This is a genomic window from Sphingomonas sp. SP5, from assembly GCF_058313455.1.
Genome location: NZ_JBZFLF010000004.1, coordinates 281407 through 302723, shown reverse-complemented (window position 1 = coordinate 302723; position 21317 = coordinate 281407). Strand labels below are relative to the sequence as shown.

Annotated in this window: 19 protein-coding genes; 13 read left to right on the top strand and 6 right to left on the bottom strand. The window is 69.1% G+C overall.

The features are described 5' to 3' along the window. The first annotated feature begins 14 nt into the window (after window positions 1–14). The gene (locus AC4GY7_RS12325) at window positions 15–1700 is read left to right on the top strand and encodes an ATP-binding protein (RefSeq protein ID WP_491114460.1); all 1686 of its coding nucleotides are present in this window, start codon (window positions 15–17) and stop codon (window positions 1698–1700) included. 33 nt (window positions 1701–1733) lie between these two features. Here AC4GY7_RS12325 and AC4GY7_RS12320 read toward each other — a convergent pair whose 3' ends face one another. Further along, complete coding sequence (locus AC4GY7_RS12320) at window positions 1734–3209, bottom strand: M23 family metallopeptidase (RefSeq protein ID WP_491114457.1); 1476 nt, start codon at window positions 3207–3209, stop codon at window positions 1734–1736. 220 nt (window positions 3210–3429) lie between these two features. Here AC4GY7_RS12320 and AC4GY7_RS12315 point away from each other — a divergent pair, with 220 nt between their 5' ends. The 7 genes from AC4GY7_RS12315 to AC4GY7_RS12285 all read left to right on the top strand — a co-directional run bounded on the left by AC4GY7_RS12315 (window position 3430) and on the right by AC4GY7_RS12285 (window position 9833). Continuing rightward, entirely contained in the window at window positions 3430–5922 is a 2493-nt protein-coding gene (locus tag AC4GY7_RS12315; protein WP_491114454.1) for a helicase-related protein, read from the top strand. Continuing rightward, a complete protein-coding gene (locus AC4GY7_RS12310; RefSeq protein WP_443583499.1) occupies window positions 5915–6208 on the top strand; it encodes an RNA-binding S4 domain-containing protein in 294 nt (97 codons plus the stop codon). Before AC4GY7_RS12315 ends, AC4GY7_RS12310 begins: the two co-directional genes overlap by 8 nt. Before the next feature lie 85 nt (window positions 6209–6293). After that, complete coding sequence (gene fdxA / locus AC4GY7_RS12305) at window positions 6294–6635, top strand: ferredoxin FdxA (protein ID WP_443583498.1); 342 nt, start codon at window positions 6294–6296, stop codon at window positions 6633–6635. 230 nt (window positions 6636–6865) lie between these two features. Further along, window positions 6866–7399, top strand: coding sequence for a CarD family transcriptional regulator (locus AC4GY7_RS12300; RefSeq protein WP_443583497.1), 534 nt, complete (start codon window positions 6866–6868; stop codon window positions 7397–7399). Window positions 7400–7549: 150 nt separating this feature from the next. Further along, window positions 7550–8278 carry a GIN domain-containing protein gene (locus tag AC4GY7_RS12295; protein WP_491114449.1) on the top strand — a complete coding sequence of 243 codons (729 nt, stop codon included), beginning with the start codon at window positions 7550–7552 and terminating at the stop codon, window positions 8276–8278. Between the two features lie 62 nt (window positions 8279–8340). Beyond that, window positions 8341–9081 carry a head GIN domain-containing protein gene (locus AC4GY7_RS12290; RefSeq protein ID WP_491114446.1) on the top strand — a complete coding sequence of 247 codons (741 nt, stop codon included), beginning with the start codon at window positions 8341–8343 and terminating at the stop codon, window positions 9079–9081. A gap of 50 nt (window positions 9082–9131) precedes the next feature. Beyond that, window positions 9132–9833 (top strand): GIN domain-containing protein, encoded by a 702-nt coding sequence (locus tag AC4GY7_RS12285; protein ID WP_491114443.1) that lies wholly within the window; start codon window positions 9132–9134, stop codon window positions 9831–9833. A gap of 290 nt (window positions 9834–10123) precedes the next feature. On the opposite strand, the gene AC4GY7_RS12280 is transcribed toward AC4GY7_RS12285, so the two are convergent. Further along, window positions 10124–10525: a DUF1489 family protein gene (locus AC4GY7_RS12280; RefSeq protein ID WP_443583493.1), complete on the bottom strand. Its 402-nt coding sequence runs from the start codon at window positions 10523–10525 to the stop codon at window positions 10124–10126. 95 nt (window positions 10526–10620) lie between these two features. Continuing rightward, the gene (mgtE, locus tag AC4GY7_RS12275; protein WP_491114439.1) at window positions 10621–12024 is read right to left on the bottom strand and encodes a magnesium transporter; all 1404 of its coding nucleotides are present in this window, start codon (window positions 12022–12024) and stop codon (window positions 10621–10623) included. A 124-nt stretch (window positions 12025–12148) separates the two neighbouring features. On the opposite strand from mgtE, the gene AC4GY7_RS12270 reads away from it, so the two are divergent. Next, window positions 12149–12607, top strand: a complete 459-nt coding sequence (locus AC4GY7_RS12270; protein WP_491114437.1) for a peptidylprolyl isomerase — start codon at window positions 12149–12151, stop codon at window positions 12605–12607. 137 nt (window positions 12608–12744) lie between these two features. Here the strand turns inward: AC4GY7_RS12270 and AC4GY7_RS12265 are convergent, their stop codons facing one another. Next, on the bottom strand, window positions 12745–13632 hold the full coding sequence (locus AC4GY7_RS12265) for a LysR substrate-binding domain-containing protein (protein WP_443583490.1): 888 nt from the start codon (window positions 13630–13632) through the stop codon (window positions 12745–12747). A 281-nt stretch (window positions 13633–13913) separates the two neighbouring features. Here AC4GY7_RS12265 and AC4GY7_RS12260 point away from each other — a divergent pair, with 281 nt between their 5' ends. After that, complete coding sequence (locus AC4GY7_RS12260) at window positions 13914–16184, top strand: CDC48 family AAA ATPase (protein ID WP_491114434.1); 2271 nt, start codon at window positions 13914–13916, stop codon at window positions 16182–16184. A 133-nt stretch (window positions 16185–16317) separates the two neighbouring features. On the opposite strand, the gene AC4GY7_RS12255 is transcribed toward AC4GY7_RS12260, so the two are convergent. Together AC4GY7_RS12255 and AC4GY7_RS12250 are read right to left on the bottom strand one after the other, a co-directional pair. After that, on the bottom strand, window positions 16318–17610 hold the full coding sequence (locus tag AC4GY7_RS12255) for an MFS transporter (protein ID WP_491114431.1): 1293 nt from the start codon (window positions 17608–17610) through the stop codon (window positions 16318–16320). Beyond that, window positions 17607–17927: an antibiotic biosynthesis monooxygenase gene (locus AC4GY7_RS12250; protein WP_491114428.1), complete on the bottom strand. Its 321-nt coding sequence runs from the start codon at window positions 17925–17927 to the stop codon at window positions 17607–17609. The genes AC4GY7_RS12255 and AC4GY7_RS12250 overlap by 4 nt, the downstream gene beginning before the upstream one ends. Window positions 17928–18115: 188 nt before the next feature. Here AC4GY7_RS12250 and AC4GY7_RS12245 point away from each other — a divergent pair, with 188 nt between their 5' ends. The 3 genes from AC4GY7_RS12245 to AC4GY7_RS12235 all read left to right on the top strand — a co-directional run bounded on the left by AC4GY7_RS12245 (window position 18116) and on the right by AC4GY7_RS12235 (window position 21306). Beyond that, a complete protein-coding gene (locus tag AC4GY7_RS12245; protein WP_491114425.1) occupies window positions 18116–18727 on the top strand; it encodes a class I SAM-dependent methyltransferase in 612 nt (203 codons plus the stop codon). Between the two features lie 89 nt (window positions 18728–18816). Continuing rightward, on the top strand, window positions 18817–19302 hold the full coding sequence (locus tag AC4GY7_RS12240) for a MarR family winged helix-turn-helix transcriptional regulator (protein ID WP_491114422.1): 486 nt from the start codon (window positions 18817–18819) through the stop codon (window positions 19300–19302). A gap of 78 nt (window positions 19303–19380) precedes the next feature. Beyond that, window positions 19381–21306, top strand: coding sequence for a CocE/NonD family hydrolase (locus tag AC4GY7_RS12235; RefSeq protein WP_491114420.1), 1926 nt, complete (start codon window positions 19381–19383; stop codon window positions 21304–21306). Window positions 21307–21317 lie beyond the last annotated feature (11 nt).

Below are 21317 nucleotides of genomic sequence, written 5' to 3'. Positions count from 1 at the left end.
AAGGATTGACCGTGATGACCGAGATGCCGAGGCCGGGCGCGTTCGCCGATGCCGTGCCGCTCGCTGCCGCCGCACTGGGTGGTGGCGGCGCCGCCGGCCTGACGCCGATCGGCTGCGTGCTGGCGATCGGCGGCGGCGGCAGCCGCGTGATGTTCGATCGCAACGCGCTCGACCTGATGGCGCAGGATGGCGATCCGGTGGTCGCGTCGGCCGGCCAGGTCGGCGGACAGATCAAGATGCGCGTCGGCGGATCGTGGCTGGTCGCCAACATCCGCAATCTCGCCTTGCAGGACGGGCAGGGTGATTGGGTAGGCGCCGATATCGACTTCCTCGGCGAAGGCGACGAGGAGCGGCTGACCGGCAAGCTCTATAACTTCCGGCGCGGCGTGACCCGCTATCCGATCCCCGGCTGCGAGGTGTTTCCGGTCGCCACCGCCGACCTCAAGCAGATCTATTCGGCGGCGGACCAGCCGCACATCCAGATCGGCAGCGTCTATCCGACGCGCGACGTGCGCGCCTCGCTCTACGTCGATGCGATGCTGGGCAAGCATTTCGCGCTGGTCGGATCGACCGGCACCGGCAAATCGACCAGCGCCGCGCTGATCCTGCATCGCATCTGCGAACTGGCGCCGCAGGGCCATGTCGTGATGATCGATCCGCACGGCGAATATGCCGCCGCCTTCCGCGGCAACGGCGCGATCTACGACGTCGGCAACCTGCAGATGCCGTACTGGCTGATGAATTTCGAGGAGCATTGCGAGGTGTTCGTCACCTCGGCCGGCTCCGACCGGCAGATGGACGCCGACATCCTCGCCAAATGCCTGCTGATGGCGCGCGCGAAGAACCGGCTGGGGCAGGAAATCGCCAAGCTGACCGTGGATGCGCCGATCCCGTACCTGCTGAGCGATCTGACCAACTTCCTCACCCTCGAGATGGGCAAGCTCGACCGGGCGGGCGATACCGCGCCCTACCTGCGGCTCAAGACCAAGATCGACGAGATCAAGGCCGATCCGCGCTACGGCTTCATGTTTTCCGGCATGCTGGTCGCCGACACGATGGCGGACTTCCTCGGCCGCATCTTTCGCATGCCGGGCGACGGGCGGCCGATCTCGATCGTCGACGTGTCCGGCGTGCCGTCGGAGATCACGTCGGTGGTCGTGGCGGTGCTGAGCCGCATGACGTTCGACTTCGCGATCTGGTCGCGCAACGAGCCGCAACGGCCGATCCTGCTCGTCTGCGAAGAGGCGCACCGCTATATCCCGAGCGGTAACGCCAGCGGCGGGCGCAGTGCCTCGGTCGGGCGCATCCTGGGGCGGATCGCCAAGGAAGGGCGCAAGTACGGCGTCAGCCTGGGCCTCATCACGCAGCGGCCGTCCGATCTGGAAGAAGGCGTGCTGTCGCAATGCGGCACGATCATCGCGATGCGCCTCAACAACGAGCGCGACCAGGCGTTCGTGCGCGCCGCGATGCCGGAAGGCGCGCGCGGGTTCCTCGATTCGATCCCCGCGCTGCGCAACCGCGAATGCATCATCTGCGGCGAAGGCGTCGCGGTGCCGATCCGGGTGAGCTTCGACGGGCTGGAGGAAACCAAGCGACCCGCGTCGGGGGACCCGCTGTTCTCGAAATTGTGGCGCGACGTGGGCGGCGAGGATGCGATCATCCAGCGCACGATCATGCGCTGGCGCGCGCAAGGGCGGTGACCCGGTACGTCCTCCCCCACAGCGGGGAGGAATTCAGGGGTGGCCGACCCTCACCGACAGCAGGCTGGCGACGCGCGCCTTGAACCGGCGCAGCGTGTCGCCGGACAGCGCCTGGACGCTGGCGAAGCTGATCGAGCGCGGGTTGATCGTCTGGCCGTTGCGCCAGACTTCCCAGTGCAGGTGCGGGCCGGTCGACATGCCGGTGGAGCCGACATAGCCGATCACCTGCCCCTGGCGGACGTGCTGGCCGCGCGCCACCGCGATGCGGCTCATATGGCCATAGCCGCTGGCGAGGCCGCCGCTGTGCGCGAGCTTGACGAAATTGCCATAGCCGCCGAAGCGCCCCGCGCCCTGCACGACGCCGTCGAGCGCGGCGTAGATCGGCGATCCGTAGGGCGCGCCGATATCGACGCCCTTGTGCATCTTGAGGTAGCCGAGCAGCGGGTGCATGCGATAGCCGAAGGACGAGGTGATCCGCCCCGCGACCGGCATGCCCATGAAGCCGCGCCGCTCGCTTTCGCCCTTGGAATCGAACCAGGCGGGTTTGCCGCCGTCGTCCCAGCGGACCAGCTGCACCTGGCGGCGGCCCTGATCGATGCCCGCAAGCAGCAGGTCGCCGAGGCGCACTTCGCCGGTGGCGGCCCGTTCCTGTTCGACGATCAGGTCGAAGGTGTCGGCGGCGCCGACGTCGCGACCGATCGACAGCCGGGTGGCGAGCGCCTTGATGTAGCTTTCGACGACGCGGGCCGGTGCGCCGGCGGCGCGCGCCGAACGATAGAGGCTGGAGCCGACGAGGCCCTGGATGCGCAGCGGCGTCGCATCCACGGCGATCGGCTGGCGCGTCATCACCAGCCCGCTGCCGGCGCGGTCGAGCGTCAGCGCCAGGTCGAAGCGGGCGCGCAAGGCCAGCTTGTCGAGCGGGCGCGCTACCGTCTTGGCCGGGCGGCGGCCGAGCGTCAGGGCGATGCGGGTGCCCGGCTTGATCTGATCGAGCGCGACCGCCTGGCCGACCAGATCGGCGGCGGCCCGCGCGTCGCCACGGCCGACGCCGGCGCGCATCAGCATGCGGCCGAAATCGTCGCCCTCGCCCAATGTCGCGGCCAGCTCGACGACGGGGCGTTCGGGCGCCTCGGCCAACGGCGCGACGAGGTCGTTCGCCGCCATGTGGTGGCCGGTATCCCCGCCCCAGGCGAGCGGTGCGATGCTCTGGGCGCGGGACTCTTCCCAGGCGGTGCCGGTGAGCGGCGCGGGGGTGGCACCGATGAGCGGGCGAAGGCCCGGCGAGAGCACCCAGGCGGCGCCGGCGAGCGCGGTGAAGGTGGCGAGGCCGCGCCACCAGTCGCGGCTGCCGATCTGCGCGCCGAGATCGGGCACCCAGTCGACCCCGGCGGCGGCGCCGCGCAGGCGCTCGATCCGGCCGAGATCCCGCGGCACGGCGGGCGCACGGCCGAACGGCCGCGCGGCGGTGCCGCCGGCCAGTTCCCATCCCTGATCGTTGCGTAGGAACACGCGGAAACGGCGCCTCTTTCGATCGTGTCGCCGTGTCGTCCCCCCGGCGTCGGGTCGCAGCGTTGTGGGGGCAAAGTTCTAAAGTCAAATTAACCGCCGGCCTGTACGACTCGCGGTGCGACGAGGCGTTTCCTCGCTGCGGCGGGTGCGCTGCGGGGCGTGCCGCCTGCCGACGATCTGCATCATTGCGCGAAGCCGCCGGAACCCCGATGTTGGTGTGATGAAAGCGGCGGTCACCGCGGTCCTCGGGCCGACCAACACGGGCAAGACCCATCTCGCCGTCGAGCGGATGTGCGCGCATTCCAGCGGGATCATGGGCTTTCCGCTGCGGCTGCTGGCGCGCGAGGTCTACGATCGGGTCGTCCGGCTGAAGGGACCGGAACAGGTCGCGCTGGTGACGGGGGAGGAAAAGATCGTTCCCCCGAACGCGCGCTGGTACCTGTGCACGGCGGAATCGATGCCCGAGCACGACGCTGCCTTCGTCGCGCTCGACGAGGCGCAGCTCGGCACCGATGCCGAGCGCGGCCATGTCTTCACCGACCGCCTGCTGCGTCGGCGCGGGCGCGAGGAGACGATGATCCTCGGCTCCGAAGCCTTGAGGCCGATGATCCGCGATCTGGTGCCCGATGCCGAGATCATCGGCCGGCCGCGCTTTTCCCGCCTGACCTATGCGGGCGCCAAGAAGATCAGCCGGTTGCCCAAGCGATCGGCGATCGTCGCGTTCAGCGCCGAGGAAGTCTATGCCGTCGCCGAGATGCTGCGGCGCCTGCGCGGCGGCGCGGCGGTGGTGATGGGCGCGCTTTCGCCGCGGACGCGCAACGCGCAGGTCGCGATGTTCCAGGCGGGTGAGGTCGACTATCTGGTCGCCACCGATGCGATCGGCATGGGACTCAACATGGACGTGGCGCACGTCGCCTTCGCCAGCCTCCACAAGTTCGACGGGCGGCGCAACCGGCGGCTGACGGTCGCCGAGATGGCGCAGATCGCCGGGCGTGCCGGGCGGCACCAGCGCGACGGCACGTTCGGCGCGGTGACCGAAGAGGGGCCGGGCGCGTTCCTGCCCGAAGAGGTGTTCGCGATCGAGGAACATCGTTTTCCGCCGATCGAGCATCTCTACTGGCGCAACGGCGAGCCCGATGTCTCCAGCATCGATGCGCTGATCGCCAGCCTGGAGCGGCGGCCGGAGCCGGGCGTGCTGCTGCCTGCGCCGCCGGCCACCGACCTGCTCGTGCTCAAGCGGCTGGCGGACGAGGCTTGGGTGCGCGAGCGCGCCCGCGGGCCGGCGATGGTCAAGCGGCTGTGGGCGGCATGCGGCCTGCCCGATTTCCGCAAGGTGGGCATCGACCCGCACGCCCGCTTCGTCAGCCGCATCTTCGGCCACCTGTCGGAGGGGCGGATGGTGGTGCCCAACCAATGGTTCGCCGACGAGGTGACGCGGCTCGACACGATCGCGGGCGATGTCGAGACGATCGCCGGGCGGATCGCGGCGATCCGCAGCTGGGCCTATATCGCGCAGCGCGCGGACTGGCTCGCCGACCCGGCGCAGGCGGCCGAACGCACCCGCGCGATCGAGGAGCGGCTGTCCGACGGCCTGCACGCCAGCCTGACCCAGCGCTTCGTCGACAAGCGCACCACAGCGCTGATCCGCCAGATCGGCGCGGACGCCAGCCTGCTGCCGGTGACGATCGGCGCGGAGGGCGAGGTGCTGGTGGAGGAGCATGCGATCGGGCGCCTCGACGGGTTCCGCTTCACCGTCGATCCCGCCGCGCGCGCCGCCGATCGCCGGCTGCTGCTCGCCGCGGCGGAGAAACGGCTGGCGGGCGAGCGCAGCCGCCGCGCCGAGGCGCTGGTTTCGGCGGAGGACGCGGCGTTCACGGTCAGCGGGCCGGCCATTCTGTGGAACGGCCATGGCGTCGCCGATCTGAAGCCCGGTCCGTCGCTGGCGCGCCCGCAGGTGACGCTGCATCGCGACCTCGACTGCCTCGCCAAGCCGCAGCGCGAGGCGGTGCGCGAGCGGCTGATGCGGTGGCTGGGCGGGATGGTCGCGCGCCACGTGCCGGTGCTGGCGGCGCTCGCCGAAGCGGCACGCGATCCGGCGGCGACACCGGGCCTGCGGGTGGTGGCGGGCGAGCTGGAGGCGGCGGGCGGCCTGGCGCCGCGGCTCGCCCTGCGTGAGGCGGTGGATGCGCTGTCGCCCGAGGAGCGCAAGCGGCTGCGGCGGATCGGCATCACCATCGGCGCACTCGACCTGTTCGACCCGCGGCTGATGAAGCCGGCGGCGGCGCGCTGGCGGCAGGCGCTGCTGGCGGTGCGGGGCCAGTCGACCGATCTGCCGCGCGAGGGCGCGACCGTCCTGCCGCGGGGCGCGCCGGGCGCGCGGATCGCCACCGGTTTTCGCCCGCTCGCCGCCCAGGCGGTGCGCGTCGACCTGGTCGAGCGGATCGCACGCGCCGCGCATGACGCGCGGCAGGGCAGGAAGCCCTTTGCCCCCGATCCGGCGCTCGCCACCTCGATGGGAGTGGAGCCGGCGACCTTCGAGCGGCTGATGGCGGAGCTGGGGTTCCGCACCGTACGGGCGGGCGGGGAACAGGCGGCCGCCTGGATCTGGCAGGGGCGGCGGGCGCCGCGCCGTGACGATCGCCCCGCGCCGACGCCGACCGGCGCGTTCGCGGCGCTCGCGGCGTGGGGGAATCTCGAGAAGAATCATGGCTGAACCGACGATGCGCCTCGATCGCTTCCTGTGGTTCGCGCGGCTGGTGAAGACGCGCGACCGGGCGCAGGAGCTTGCATGCGAGGGGCGGCTGCGGATCGACGGGCGGCCGATTGACCGTGCGCATGCACCGGTCAGGGTCGGCAATATCCTGACCTTCGCACAAGGGCCGCGGGTGCGCGTGCTGCGAATCGAGGCGCTGCCGGCGCGGCGCGGACCCGCTCCCGAAGCGCAAGGTTGCTATCAGGAACTGGTTGCAAACGTCTCGCAACCGCCCGCCTCCGATTGACGCGGAGAGGAACGCGGCATAGCAGCCTCGCGTTCAAACCCGGTTCGCTCCGTCGCAACCGTGCCAAAGGCCGCAAGGAACTCCCATGACCTACGTCGTCACCGATGCCTGCATCCGCTGCAAGTATATGGATTGCGTCGAGGTCTGTCCGGTCGATTGCTTCTATGAAGGCGAGAACATGCTCGTCATCAACCCCAGCGAATGCATCGACTGCGGCGTGTGCGAGCCCGAATGCCCGGCCGAGGCGATCCTGCCCGATACCGAGAGCGGCCTGGAGCAGTGGCTGGAGCTCAACACCACCTTCTCCGCGCAATGGCCCAACGTCACGCGCAAGCTGGACCAGACGCCGCCCGACGCCGATGCGATGAAGGGCGTCGAGGGCAAGTACGACAAGTTCTTCTCGCCCGAGCCCGGCACCGGCGACTGAGTGGGTCGGGACGCGGGCGCGGCAACGGCCAAAAGCCCTGATAAGGCAGCGTATCTGTCTCATCCACGCTGGTAATTTTGTTGCGAACGTGTTAAAAGGGTCCACGACGGGCGCGATGCGTCTCGCCCGTCGATGACGTTCGTACCAACCATCCTCGTCGGTCCTGTTCGGCGGCCTGCCGCCAAAGGGATCGTCCGCGACGAGCGATGCGACCTGAGAAAGGCCCGTTCATGGCTGCCAAGGCATTGTCCTTCGATGTCGGTGATTACGTTGTTTATCCGAAGCATGGTGTCGGCCGTGTGATCGAGCTGCAGAAGCAGGAGATCGCCGGGACCAGCCTGGAGCTGTACGTGCTCCGCTTCGAAAAGGAGCGCATGACGCTGCGCGTTCCCACCAACAAGGCCGAGTCGGTCGGCATGCGCAAGCTGTCGTCGGACAAGACGATGCGCGAGGCGATGGAGACGCTGAAGGGCAAGCCCAAGGTCAAGCGCACCATGTGGTCGCGCCGCGCGCAGGAATATGAAGCGAAGATCAACTCGGGCGACCTCGCGTCGATCGCCGAGGTGGTCCGCGACCTGTTCCGCGCCGACGACCAGCCCGAGCAGAGCTATTCGGAGCGCCAGATCTTCGAAGCGGCATGCAGCCGCCTCGCCCGCGAACTGGCGGCGATGGAAGAGATCGACGAGCCCAAGGCGCAGGAGAAGATCCTCGATATCCTCCGCGCCGCTGCGGCGATCTACAACAAGGAGAAGGTGCCGGCCTGACGCCTGGCGTCACATCCGGTTATGCGAAGGGGCGGCTCCGCGGGGGGCCGCCTTTTTCGTTGGGGTGCCCGTCCTTTTCGGTCCGAGCCATGTTTACAAGTGTAGACGATGCGGCCTACCATCCGCCTGCACCAGCAGAGGATTTGCCCCATGAAGCCGCTCGCGCTCGTCCTGATCCCCATCCTTGCCACCGCCGCGCTCGCTGCCGAGCGTGACAAGGGGCCGGGGATCGCCGGCAAGCCGCAAGGCGGCGGCTATAGCTATGGGGCGCGGGGGTTCGACGCGGTCAGCCTGTCGGGCGGCGCGCGGGTGATCGTGGAGACGGGGCCGGCCTTTGCCGTGCACGCCGACGGCCCCGCCGCGGCCTTCGCCAATTTCCGCGTCGCGCAGAACGGACGCACGCTGGAGGTCGGCCGCCGGTACGAAGGACGGCCGGAGAACCCGCTGGAGCGCCGCATCGTCGTCCACGTCGCCTTGCCGGCGCTGACCGCGGCGAGCGTCGGCGGATCGGGCAGCATGGTGGTCGACCGCGCTGCCGGCCAGCGCTTCACCGGATCGGTCGGCGGATCGGGGTCGCTGCGCATCGCGCGACTCGATGCGCAATCCGTCGACCTGAACGTCGGGGGATCGGGCGAGGTCGTCGCGGCGGGCAGCGTGGCGGCGCTGGAGGCGAACGTCGGCGGATCCGGTTCGATCGCGGCGCCCGGCTTGCGCGCGGCGCGCGCATCCGTATCGGTCGGCGGATCGGGCAGCGTCCGCGCCGCGGTGGCGGGGCCGGCCGACGTGTCGATGGCGGGTAGCGGCACCGTGGACCTCGGCGCGCAGGCGCGTTGCCGGGTGAGCAAGGTCGGCAGCGGCACGGTACGCTGCGGCCGCTGACGCGACATTGTCCGCCGCGCTTTCGTGTGTTAGTTTGGCAATACACGAAGGAGGAACGGGCGATGCACGGCACGGGGCATACGGTGGGTCTGGCGATGCTGGCGGCGGTGGCGGTCGGCGGCTGTTCGATCGGCAACGACGACGGGCCGGGGATCGCGCCCACGGGCAGCGGCACGACCCGCAGCTATGCGGCGGACGGGTTCAGCAAGATCGAACTCGCCGGCAGCGACGATGTCGACGTGCGCGCCGGCACCGCCTTCTCCGTCCGGGCCGAGGGGCCTGCGGACGAACTCGACCAGCTGCGCATCGCCCGTGACGGCGACACGCTGTCGATCGGCCGCAGGCATCGCGCCTTCGGCTGGGGCCGTCACGACAAGGTGAAGGTATTCGTGACGCTGCCGCGCCTCGCGGAGGCGAGCATCGCCGGGTCCGGCACGATGGCGGTCGACCGGATCGAAGGCGGATCGTTCGAGGGCAATATCGCCGGATCGGGCGACCTCAACATCGCCGCGCTGACCGTGGACGAGGCGGAGGTGTCGATCGCCGGATCGGGCAATGTGCGCGCCGGCGGCGCGGTGAAGCGGCTGGAGGTCGATGTCGCCGGATCGGGCAGCTTCGATGCCGCTGGCCTGCGCGCGGAGCGGGCCGAGGTAACCGTCGCCGGTTCGGGCGACGTGCGGGCCGCGGTCGCCGGCGAAGCCAAGGTCGAGCTGATGGGATCGGGCGATGTCGATCTCGGCGCGCAGGCGCGCTGCCGCGTGTCGAAGACGGGATCGGGTTCGGTGCGCTGCGGCACCCGGTAAGCCGGCATCGTGCCCTTGCCGTGACGGGCGGGGGATGCGACGCTGGCGTCATGGTTCGTCTGATCGCGCTGCTGCTGCTCATCCTGCCCGCCGAGGCCTCTGCGGCGGAGCGCCGCGTGGCGCTCGGCAGCTTCGAGCGGCTGCGGGTCCAGGGCGCGTTCGACGTGACGGTGACGACGGGCGGATCGCCGGGAGCGACGGTGATCGGCGATTCCGGCGCGATCGGCGATGTCGACCTGCACGCCGAGGGCATGACGCTGACCGTGCGTGGCACGAGCAGCGGCCGCTGGGGCGAACAGCCGTCGAGCGGCAGGACGACGCCGATCCGGATCGTGTTGACCACGCCGCGCCTCGCGAGCGTCACGATGATCGGCGGCAGCCGCGTCGCGGTGTCGCGGCTGGCGGCGCCGCGCATGGAGGTGACCGCCAGCGGCTCGGGCGGCATCGCCGTCGCGGCGATCGACGGCGACCAGATCGCCGTGCAGCTGGTCGGCGAAAGCAATGTCAGCGTCGCCGGCCGCGTCGCGACCGCGCGGCTGCTGGCCAATGGGGCGGGGACGATCGACGCCGCCGGGCTGGATGCGGGCGACCTTACCGCGCATCTCGAAGGGCTGGGGACGATCGCGGCGCGGGCGCGCTATACGGCACAGGTGTCGAGCAGCGGCTTGGGCACAGTGACGGTCGCCGGACGCCCCAAATGCCGGGTCACCGCCGCGGCCGGCGCGCCGGTGACCTGCGGTTCGGGGAGCTAGCGGCTGATCGACATTCAAGATGAGGGACCTCCTTCATCCTCCCCCGCCAGGGGGAGGTGGCGCCGAAGGCGACGGAGGGGGAGGACTCCCAACGCTGGTGGTTGCTTACCTCCCCCTCCGTCAGGCTGCGCCTGCCACCTCCCCCTGGCGGGGGAGGATTGAAGGTCGATTGATCTAGCGGCTGGGCGTCGGTTGGGTCGATGCTCGCGGTGTGCCCTGAGCGTGTCGAAGGGTGTGAGTCTCACCCGTGCTTCGACAGGCTCAGCACGAACGGATGTGGAGCGAGCCGATCAGATCAGCGCCAGCTCGGCGAGTTTGCCGACCAGCGCGGGCGGCATGGCGGCGAGGCCGTCCGCTTCGCCGCCGAGATCGAGCGGGGCGTCGGCGGCCTCCAGGTAGCGCCAGCCCTGGTGCGCGCGCTTGGGGCGGGCTTGCACCAGCACCAGTGCCGGATCGATATGGATGGCGACGCGGCCGCCCTCCGCCTCGCCGAACCCCAGGATGGGGGATCGCGCGACGAGCTGGTGCTTGAGGATCCAGAACAGCGAGCCCCGGCCGGCGACCTCCTCGTGCCGCTTGGGCAGGTAGCGGGTGGTCAGGAACACGGGGCCGTCCTGCGCCCGCAGCTGGAGGCGTTCGGCAAGATGATCGGCGCTGGTCGCGCCGAAGGCCACTTTCGTCAGGTGCAGCATCGGTCCGCCGATGTGGGTGAGCCGCCCAGCCGCCGCAAGGCGGTAAACCGCCCAGCCGCCGCAAGGTGGTCAGCCGGCCAGCCACCGCAAGGTGGTCAGCCGCTCAAGCCCCAGACGGTGGCGAGGCCGAGGAAGGAGAAGAAGCCCATCACGTCGGTGGCGGTGGTGACGAACACGGCGGAGGACACCGCCGGGTCGACGTTCGCCTTGTCGAGCGCGACCGGCACGACGACGCCGACCAGCCCGGCGACGATGCTGTTGATCATCATCGCGATGGCGAACACGATCGACAATTGCAGGTTGCCGAGGATCACCCAGCTGCCGATCGCTCCGACCAGGCCGAGCGCCACGCCGTTGCACAGCGCGATGCGAAATTCGCGGAACAGCATGCGTACGGTGTTGGAACTGGTCAGCTGGTTGGTGGCGAGCGCGCGCACCACCACCGCGAGCGTCTGCGTACCGGCATTGCCGCCCAGGGCCGAGACGATCGGCATCAGCGCGGCGAGCAGCGCGAACCGGGCGATCTCGCCCTGGAAGATGCCGACCACCGAGGCGGAGAGGATCGTCGCGCCCAAATTGACGACCAGCCAGGCGACGCGGCTGCGCACGGTCAGCCGGATCGGTTCGTTGATGTCGCCTTCGCCGGCGCCCGACAGGCGCAGCGCGTCCTCGCCCGCCTCCTGCTGGATGATGTGGACGATGTCGTCGACGGTGATCATGCCGACGAGGCGATCGGAGGCATCGACCACCGCGGCGCTGATGAGCGCATATTTCTGGAAGCGGAGCGCGACCTCCTCCTGATCCATGTCGACCGGGATCAGCGTCTGTTCGCGCTTCATCACGTCCGCCATCGCGATCTCGGGCGGGGTGCGCAGGATCCACGACAATTGGCAGGTGCCGACCGGATGGTGGCCGGCATCGACGACGAACACCTCCCAGAAATCGGTGGTCAGTTCCTCATGGTGGCGCAGGAAATCGATCGTGTCGCCGACCGTCCAATGATCCGGCACCGCGATCAGCTCGCGCTGCATCAGGCGGCCGGCGGTTTCCTCGGGGTAGGACAGCGCTTCCTCGATCGCGGCCCGATCGTCGGGGTCGAGGGCGCGCAGCACCGCGCGCTGGTCCGCTTCCTCCATGTCCTCGATGATCGCGACGGCATCGTCGGTATCGAGTTCGGAGGCGAGGTCGGCGACCTCGGTAGGGGTCAGCGCGTCGATCAGGTCCTCGCGGACGTAATCGTTCATCTCCGCGAAGACGTCGGCGTCGAGCAGGTCCTTGAGCGCCTTGGCGAGGATGCCGCGATCCTCGTGCGGGGTCAGCTCGAACAGGTCGGCGATATCGGCGGGATGCAGCGGCTCGACCAGCGCGCGCGCCGCCTCGTCGTCGCCCTCGCGCGCGGCATCGAGCACCGCGTCGACGAATTCGGGGCGCAGCCGGTCGTCCTCGTCCAGCTCGTCCTGCTCGGGCGCGGGCGCCTCGGGAAGTTCGGTCTCGCTCATCGCTGCCTCCTCCCGGCGTGGATCCGGGGGCGCTCTACCGCGCTGCGGCAGGAATGGCCACACCCGGAAATTTGCCCTTCGCCATCGGCGACACTACCTGCCCGTCACCACAAGAGGACAGATCATGGCCGATACCTTCAACACCCTGACGCTGACGCTGGATGACGGCGACGTGACGATCAAGCTGCGCCCCGACCTGGCGCCCAACCACGTGCAGCGCATCGGCGAGCTGGCGAACGAGGGCTTCTACGACGGCGTGCCGTTCCACCGCGTGATCCCGGGCTTCATGGCGCAGGGCGGCGACGGCGGCCGCGGCGACGGCACCGGCGGTTCGAGCAAGCCGAACCTCCGCCAGGAGTTCAACGCGGAGCCGCACGTGCGCGGCGTGTGCTCGATGGCGCGCACCAGCGATCCGAATTCGGCCAACAGCCAGTTCTTCATCGTGTTCGACGACGCGCGCTTCCTCGACAACCAGTATACGGTGTGGGGCGAAGTGACCGGCGGCATGGAGCTGATCGACGCGCTGCCCAAGGGCGAGCCGCCGCGGAACCCGGGCAAGATCGTCAAGGCGAAGGCGGATTAATCCGCTGATTCCTCCCTGGTTCGGGGAGGTGGCAGCGCGTCAGCGCTGACGGAAGGGGGGCTATCCGCTGGCGATCCGCTTGCGGATAGCCCCCTCCACCAGCTTCGCTGGTCCCCCTCCCCGTGCCGGGGAGGATTTCAGACTTCGCCCAAGGTCCGGATCAGCCAGTCGTGGAACATGCGGACCGGCCGCTGCTGGAGCGCGCGGGGCCGGCAGACGAACCAGTAGCTGTACGGGCTCTCGACCACGATATCGAACAGGCGGACCAGCCGCGGGTCGCGGGCGTCCTGGAAATGGCTTTCGTGCATGAAGGCGACGCCGAGGCCCTGCGCCGCCGCCTCCAGCATCAGCGCACCCGAATCGAAATAGTCGATCGCCAGCGGCTCGATGCCGGGATCGATCCCCGCCGCCTCGCGCCAGGCGGTGAAATTGTCAGGCATTTCCCGGTGGATCAGGGCGGTGAGGCCGGTGAGCTGTTCCGGGCGGGTGATCGGGTCCGGCCCCTCCAGCAACGTCCTTGCACCGATGACGTACACTGAATTGCGATCGAGTCGCTTGGCGTAGAGCGTCGGATCGATCTCGCGCGACAGGGCGATCACCGCGTCCAGCCCCTCGCCGAGGCGGGCGACGCCATGGCCGGCGGTGTCGATGTCGAGGTGGAGTTCGGGATGCGCCGCACGCAATTCACCGAGTCGCGGGAACAGCCGCTGCGAGGCGAACAGCGGCAGGATGCCGAGCCGCAGGCGCAGCACCTCGACGGTGCCGGTCATCGCCTCGACCGCGTCGGACATGCTGTCGAGCACCGGCGCGATCAGGCCGAGCAGGCGCTCGCCGTCGGCATTGAGGACCATCGCCTGGTGGCGCCGTTCGAACAGGGGGCGGTCGATGAACCGCTCCAGGCTCTGCACGCGGCGGCTGAGGGCGGGCGCGGACAGCGCCAGTTCGGCGGCGGCGGCCTTGACCGACCCCAGGCGGGCGACCTGGACGAAGGCTTCGATCGCACCCAGCGGTGGCAGCCTGCGCATGACGATCCTCCCTCTGGCCTGGGGGCGCGGTGGCGCCGACCTGTGTTAACGCGTGCAGATTGTGCAATCGTATCGCATCTTTTCGCACTTGCAACATAAAGCTGCCGAGGACAGAAGGAACGGGCCTTTCAGGCATCCTCTCCTAAAAACTTTCACGGGCTGGCTCCTCATGGAGTCGGCCCTTTTTTTGTCCTGCGATCGCCGGCCTTGGCGTGGCGGGGCCGGAACCTGCATCCTATCTCGCGCGCTTCGAACCCGCTTTCCGCGAGGGACCCGAGTTGATGGCCGATACCGACACCCCCACCCGCAAGATCCAGGTGGCGAACAGCCGCGCTGAAGATTCAGGCCGTGGCCTCGCGCACCTGCCGCGCAGCCTGATGGCGGCGATCGGCGTCGGCGAAGGCGACGTGGTGGAGATCGTCGGCAAGCAATCGACGCCGGCGCGCGCGGTCGGCCCCTATCCGGAGGACGAGGGGATCGAGGTGCTGCGCATCGACGGCCTGCAACGCGCCAATGCCGGCGTCGGCGCGGGTGACTTCGTCGAGGTGCGCAAGGTGGAATCGAAGCCGGCGACGCGCGTCGTCTTCGCACCGGCGCAGGCGAACCTGCGCCTGCAGGGCCAGCCGCAGGCGCTGAAGCGGACCTTCTTCGGGCGACCCTTGTGCCAGGGCGACGTGGTCGCGACCGCCGGCCACCAGCGCGTCGGCAACATGCCACCGGGCATCCAGCAGTTCATGAACGCGCCGGCCTATGCCTTGCAGGAGATCCGCCTGGCGGTGGTGTCGGCGAGCCCCAAGGGCATCGTCCATATCGACGAGAATACCGAGATCGAGCTGCGGCCCGAATATGAGGAGCCGACGCAGCGCCGCGCCGACGTCACCTATGACGATATCGGTGGCATGGCGGGCACGATTGACCAGCTGCGCGAGATGGTGGAGCTGCCGCTGCGCTATCCAGAGCTGTTCCAGCGCCTGGGCGTCGATCCGCCCAAGGGGCTGCTGCTCTACGGGCCGCCGGGAACGGGCAAGACGCGGCTGGCGCGTGCGGTCGCCAACGAATCGGATGCCAGCTTCTTCCTCATCAACGGGCCGGAGATCATGGGCTCCGCCTATGGCGAATCGGAAGGGCGGCTGCGCGAGATCTTCGAGGAAGCGGCCAAGTCGGCGCCGTCGATCGTCTTCATCGACGAGATCGATTCGATCGCGCCCAAGCGCGGCAACGTGCAGGGCGAGGCGGAAAAGCGCGTCGTCGCGCAGCTGCTGACGCTGATGGACGGGTTGGAGGCGCGCGCCAACCTCGTCGTCATCGCCGCGACCAACCGGCCGGAGGCGATCGACGAGGCGCTGCGCCGGCCCGGCCGCTTCGACCGCGAGATCGTCGTCGGCGTGCCGGACGAGCGCGGACGGCGCGAAATCCTGGGCATCCACACCCGCGGCATGCCGCTGGGCGACCGCGTCGACCTCGCCGAACTGGCGCGGACGACCTATGGCTTCGTCGGTGCCGACCTTGCCGCGCTGACCCGCGAGGCGGCGATCGAGGCGGTGCGGCGGATCATGCCGCGGCTCAACCTCGAAGAGCGGACGATCCCGCCCGAGGTGCTCGATACCTTGTCGGTGACGCGCGAGGATTTCCTGGAGGCGCTGAAGCGCGTCCAGCCTTCCGCGATGCGCGAGGTGATGGTGGAGGCGCCGCGGGTGCGATGGGAGGATGTCGGCGGCCTCGACGCGGCGCAGAACCGGTTGAAGGAAGGCGTCGAGCTGCCGCTCAAGGACCCGGACGCGTTCCGCCGGCTCGGCATCCGCCCGGCCAAGGGCTTCCTGCTCTACGGGCCGCCGGGAACGGGCAAGACGCTGCTTGCCAAGGCGGTGGCGCGCGAGGCGGAGGCGAATTTCATCGCCACCAAATCCTCCGACCTCCTGAGCAAATGGTATGGCGAGAGCGAGCAGCAGATCAGCCGGCTGTTCGCGCGGGCGCGGCAGGTGGCGCCGACGGTGATCTTCATCGACGAACTCGACAGTCTCGTCCCCGCGCGCGGCGGTGGCCTGGGCGAGCCGCAGGTGACCGAGCGCGTCGTCAACACCATCCTTGCCGAAATGGACGGGCTGGAGGAGCTGCAATCGGTGGTGGTGATCGGCGCGACCAACCGGCCGAACCTGGTTGACCCGGCGCTGCTGCGGCCGGGGCGGTTCGACGAGCTGATCTACGTCGGCGTGCCCAATGCCGAGGGGCGGCGGCGCATCCTCGCGATCCAGACGCAGAAGATGCCGCTCGACGGCGACGTCGACCTCGACGCAGTGGCGCGGCGGACCGATCGGTTCACCGGCGCCGATCTGGAGGATGTGGTGCGGCGTGCGGGCCTCGTCGCGCTGCGCCGGTCGTTGCAATCGACCCACGTCACCATGGCGGATTTTGAAGAGGCGCTGACCGAATCGCGGGCGAGCGTGACGCCGGAGATGGAAAAGGATTACGAGCAGATCGCCGCGCGGCTGAAGCAGGATGCCGCGGCGATCCAGCCGATCGGTTTCGCCTTTCCGAAACGGGGGGACGCATAGGAATCCTCCCCGGAACGGGGAGGGGGACCGCCCGGCGCAGCCGGGTGGTGGAGGGGCAGCCGCAAGCGACGTCGCCTGCGGCTGCCCCTCCGCCAGCACCGGCGCGCTGCCACCTCCCCGTACCGGGGAGGACCTACGCGCGCTCGCGCAACGTGGCCCAGGCGTAGCCGAACAGCAGCAGCAGGGCGGCGGCTGCTGCCAGATACGGCAGTGGCCGTGCGATCTCGTACAGGCCGACGCCGATCGACGGGCCGAGCACGAAGCTGGCGCCGTTGACGCTGGTCACCTTGCCCGCGACCGAGCCTTGCGCGGCGGGACCGACCGCGAGGCTGGAGCCGGCGGTGAAGCCCGGCCGGGTGAAGCCGAAGCCCAGGTTGGCGAGCGCATAGGCGGTGGCGATGCCGTAGAGCGAGGTCGCGATGCCGGTGAGCGCGACGCCCGCCGCCGCCAGCACCAGCCCGACCAGCACCAGCCGCCGCGGGCTGAGCCCGAGCAGCGGGATCACGCCCCATTGCACCAGCAGCGCCGCGCCCGCGCCCATCATCAGCACGATGCCGGTCGGTTCCAGCGCCTGCGCCGGCGGGATCGCCAGCCGGTCGATGACCAGGAACCCGATCGCCTGGCTGGTCATCGCCTGGGCGTGGCCCATGACGAGGCCGGCGATCATCCAGCCGCGCACGCGGGCGTCGAGATAGCCGATATGTTCGACGTGCGGCTCGGTCGCGGCGGTGACGGTGGCGCCGGTCGGGGCGCCGCCGATCGACGGATAGGCGGAGGAGGCGCCGTGCGCGCGCGTGCCGCCGAGGCGATCGTCGGGCAGCATGGTGCGCACGGTGATCCACACCGCGACGCCGAACAGCGCGAAGACGAAGGCCGGGCCGGCAAGGCCGATCTCGATCCGCCCGACGCTGCCGAGCAGCAGATAGGGCGCGATCGCCGGCCCCAGGATGGTGCCGAGGCCGAAGGCGCTGGCGAGCAGCGTCAGCGCCTTGGTGCGATCCTCGCGCGTCGTCTCGCCGGCGACGAGCGCCTGCACCGCGGGCGGGGCGGCCGAGCCGAAGGTGCCGTAGATCAGCCGGCCGCCGATGAAGAGCAGGAAGGCGGTGGTGCCGCCGATCCAGCCGTTGATCCCGGCGGCAAGGAACAGCCCGCACAGGCTGAGCGACACCGCGAAGCCGCCGACGCCGAGCAGGATCATCGTCCGCCGCCCGTGGCGGTCGGACCGGTTCGCCCAGAACGGCGCGGCGAGCACCCACAGCAGGGCGGACAGGGAGAATGCCGCCGCCACCGCGCGGTCGGCGACGCCGAGCGAGCGGCCGAGCGCAGGCAGGATCGATTGCAGCGCGGTATTGCCCGCCGCGATCGTCAGCATGACGAGGAACATCAGCGCAAAGCGGCGATCCATGACGCTGGCCGTCCGCGTCATGCGCGGGTCCAGTGGTAGGCGCGGGTGACCGTGCAGACGGTGACGCGATAGCTGTCGTACCATCGCCGCCGCCCGGCTTCGCGGATCGCAACGTGATCGGGCTGATCGCGCCAGGCGAGCGCCGCCGCGTCATCCGCCCAATAGCTGACGGTGATTCCCGCCCCATCGACGCCGCGCGCGCTCTCGATCCCGCGATAACCCGGCTGACGGGCGGCGAGCCTTTCCATCGCGATCGCCGCCGCGTCATAGCCGGCCGCGTCGTCGCCGTTGCGCACGGATGCGAAGATCACCGCGGTTTCGCCTTGCCGTTGCCCCATGCGCCTGTCCCTTCGCCTCCCTCCTAAGCGTCTCCGACCGCAGGGCAAGCGGGGGTTCGCGGTGCTTCGCTGCGATGAACCGCATCCTTTTACGCAACCGCACGTCTTGAAACGCGTTCCGAAAACGTGGCACGGGGTGTCACCCGCATGCCCACGCGGGACGATCACGCGAAAACGACAGGAAACCGATGCCGAGTTCGACCACCGCCGCCAGGCGCCGTACCCGTCCTGCTGGCGTGCCGAGCCCGGTCGCGATGTTCTTCCAGGGCTTCCTGAAGCATCCGGTGATGGTCGGATCGATCATCCCGTCGTCCGACAAGCTGATCCGCAAGATGCTGGCGCCGGTCGACTGGGGCGCGTGCAAGCTGTTCGTGGAATATGGCCCGGGGGTCGGCACCTTCTGCCGCCCGATCCTGGAACGGATGGCACCCGATGCGATGCTGATCGCGATCGACACCAACGCCGACTTCATCCGCTACCTCGACCATACGATCACCGATTCGCGCTTCGTCGCGGTGGAAGGGTCGGCGGCGGACGTGGAGCGGATCGTGCGCGAACATGGCCACGACCATGCGGACTACATCCTGTCCGGCCTGCCTTTCTCGACGCTGCCGGCGGGCATCGGCCCGGCGATCGCATCGGCCACCCATCGGATCATCCGCACCGGCGGCGCGTTCCTCGTCTATCAATTCTCGCCCAAGGTGAAGGACTTCCTCACCCCGCACTTCCAGACGATCGACCACGACATGGAATGGTGGAACGTCCCGCCGGCCCAGCTCTATTGGGCGTGGAAGGATTGATCGTCAGAGGGTGCTTCGACGATCTTTTCGGATAGGTAATAACCCTGATCCTCTTCACATAAGATATCGATTGCGCTAGTGCGTCCGTTATGGACGCACATAAGCTTTCCTCGGCGCTGTTCCTGCACGATGCCGCCATCCGTCGCGGCATGGAACTGATGATCTTCGCGCAGTCGCGTTTCGTGCGCAGTGCGGACGAGAAGCTTGCCGAGATGGGCCTGGGACGTGCGCATCATCGCGCGATGTATTTCATCGCCCGCAAACCCGACATCACCGTCGGCGAACTGCTCACCTTGCTCGGCGTCACCAAACAATCGCTGGGGCGCGTGATGAAGGATCTGGTCGATGGCGGCCTCGTCCAGATGCGTCATGGCGACCTCGACCGTCGCCATCGCCTGCTGCGCCTGACCGCACGCGGTACGGAACTCGAAACCGCGCTCTATCAGGAACAGCGCGAACGGATGGCCAACGCCTATTCGCATGCCGGCCAGGATGCCGTCGCGGGCTATTGGTCGGTGCTGGAGGCGCTGATCCCCGAGGCGGCGCGCGTCCACGTCGACGCGCTGGGGCGTTGAACCCCGAACGCAGCAACGCCCCCTTGCCGGCTGGCGCGCTGGCGTTAGCATAGGTCATTGTTCCTGCCGGAGATGACCATGCGCCGTCCCTTCCTGTTGCTTTCGTCGATCGCCCTTCTGTCCGTGGGCGTGCATGCGCAGCAGCAGCAGCAGCCGGCGCCGTCGGGCGATATTCCGGCGACCTTCAAGCTGGTCGATACCGCCAACGACTATATCAAGCGCGAAGTGATGATCCCGATGCGCGACGGGACGAAGCTCTATACCGTCATCGTCATCCCCAAGGGCGCGACCAATGCGCCGATCGTGCTGACCCGCACGCCCTACAATGCCAAGGCGCGCGCCAACCGGTCGGACAGCGCCTCGATGCTCAACACGCTGCCGCTCGCCGACGAGATGTTCGTGAAGGGCGGCTATATCCGCGTCTATCAGGACATTCGCGGCAAATACGGGTCGGAGGGCGATTACGTGGTGACGCGGCCGGTGATCGGGCCGCTCAATCCGACCAAGGTCGATCATGTCACCGACGCCTATGACACGATCGACTGGCTGGTGAACAAGGCGAACCTGCCGCAGTCGAACGGCCGCGTCGGCATGATCGGATCGTCGTACGAGGGGTTCACCGTCGTCATGGCGCTGCTGAACCCGCACCCGGCGCTGAAGGTCGCGGCGCCGGAAAGCCCGATGATCGACGGCTGGATGGGCGACGACTGGTTCCACTATGGCGCGTTCCGGCTCGCCAACATCGCCTGGCTGGGCGGGCAGACCGGCTACAAGGGCGGCGGCACCGTGCCGCCGACCGGCGGCTGGGACGATTACGACAATTTCCGCGAAGTCGGCTCGGCGGGCGATTGGGCGAGGAAGTCGGGCTACGATCAATTGCCCTATTGGACGCGCATGTCGCAGCACGCGGCCTATGACGATTTCTGGCAGGGGCAGGCGCTCGACAAGCTGCTCGCCGCCAACCCGTCGAACGTGCCGACGATCTGGGAACAGGGCCTGTGGGATCAGGAGGACATGTACGGCGCGATCACCGCATGGGAGGCGCTGAAGGCCAAGGGCAAGACGGGTAACAACTTCCTCGTGATGGGGCCATGGCGGCACAGCCAGGTCAATCGTGAAGGCCGCAGCCTGGGGCCGTTCCAGTGGGATGGTGACACCGCGCAGCAATTCCGCGAGCAGATGGTGCTGCCGCTGTTCGACCAATATCTGAAGGACGGGCCGGCCGCGAACCTGCCGCAGGCGGCGATCTACAACACCGGCGAAAACCATTGGGATCGCCTGGGCCAATGGCCGCTCGCCTGCGAAACTGGCTGCCCGACGCCGCTGAAGCCGATCTATCTGCAGGCGGACGGCGGCCTCGGCTTCGCGAAGGGCGCGGCGGGCGGTGACAGCTACGTCTCCGATCCCGCCAAGCCGGTGCCGCACCTGCCGCGCCCGGTCAATTTCAAGGACGGGCGCTGGGGCGACTGGCTGGTCAGCGACCAGCGCCATGCCGATGGGCGGCCGGACGTGATGACCTATACGACGCCGGTACTGACCGCCCCGATGCGCGTCTCCGGCGCGCCGATCGCCGACCTCTACGCGGCGACGACCGGCACCGACGGCGACTTCGTGGTCAAGGTGATCGACGTCTTCCCGGCCGAGAATGCGACCGACCCCAAGATGGGCGGATACCAGCTGCCGATCAGCCTCGACATCTTCCGCGGCCGCTATCGCAACAGCTTCGCGAAGCCGAGTGCGATCCCTGCGGGCAAGGTGCAGCATTATCGCTTCCGCCTGCCGACGGTGAACCACGTCTTCCAGCCGGGGCACCGGGTGATGGTGCAGGTGCAATCCAGCCTGTTCCCGCTCTACGATCGCAATCCGCAGACCTATGTGCCCAACATCTTCTTCGCCAAGCCGGGTGATTACAAGAAGGCGACGGTGACGCTCCGCCGCGGCGGTGACAACGCCAGCGCGGTGCTGTTGCCGGTGGTGCCGGTGGAGCAGCCGCAGGCACGATAGGGTGGTGCCTG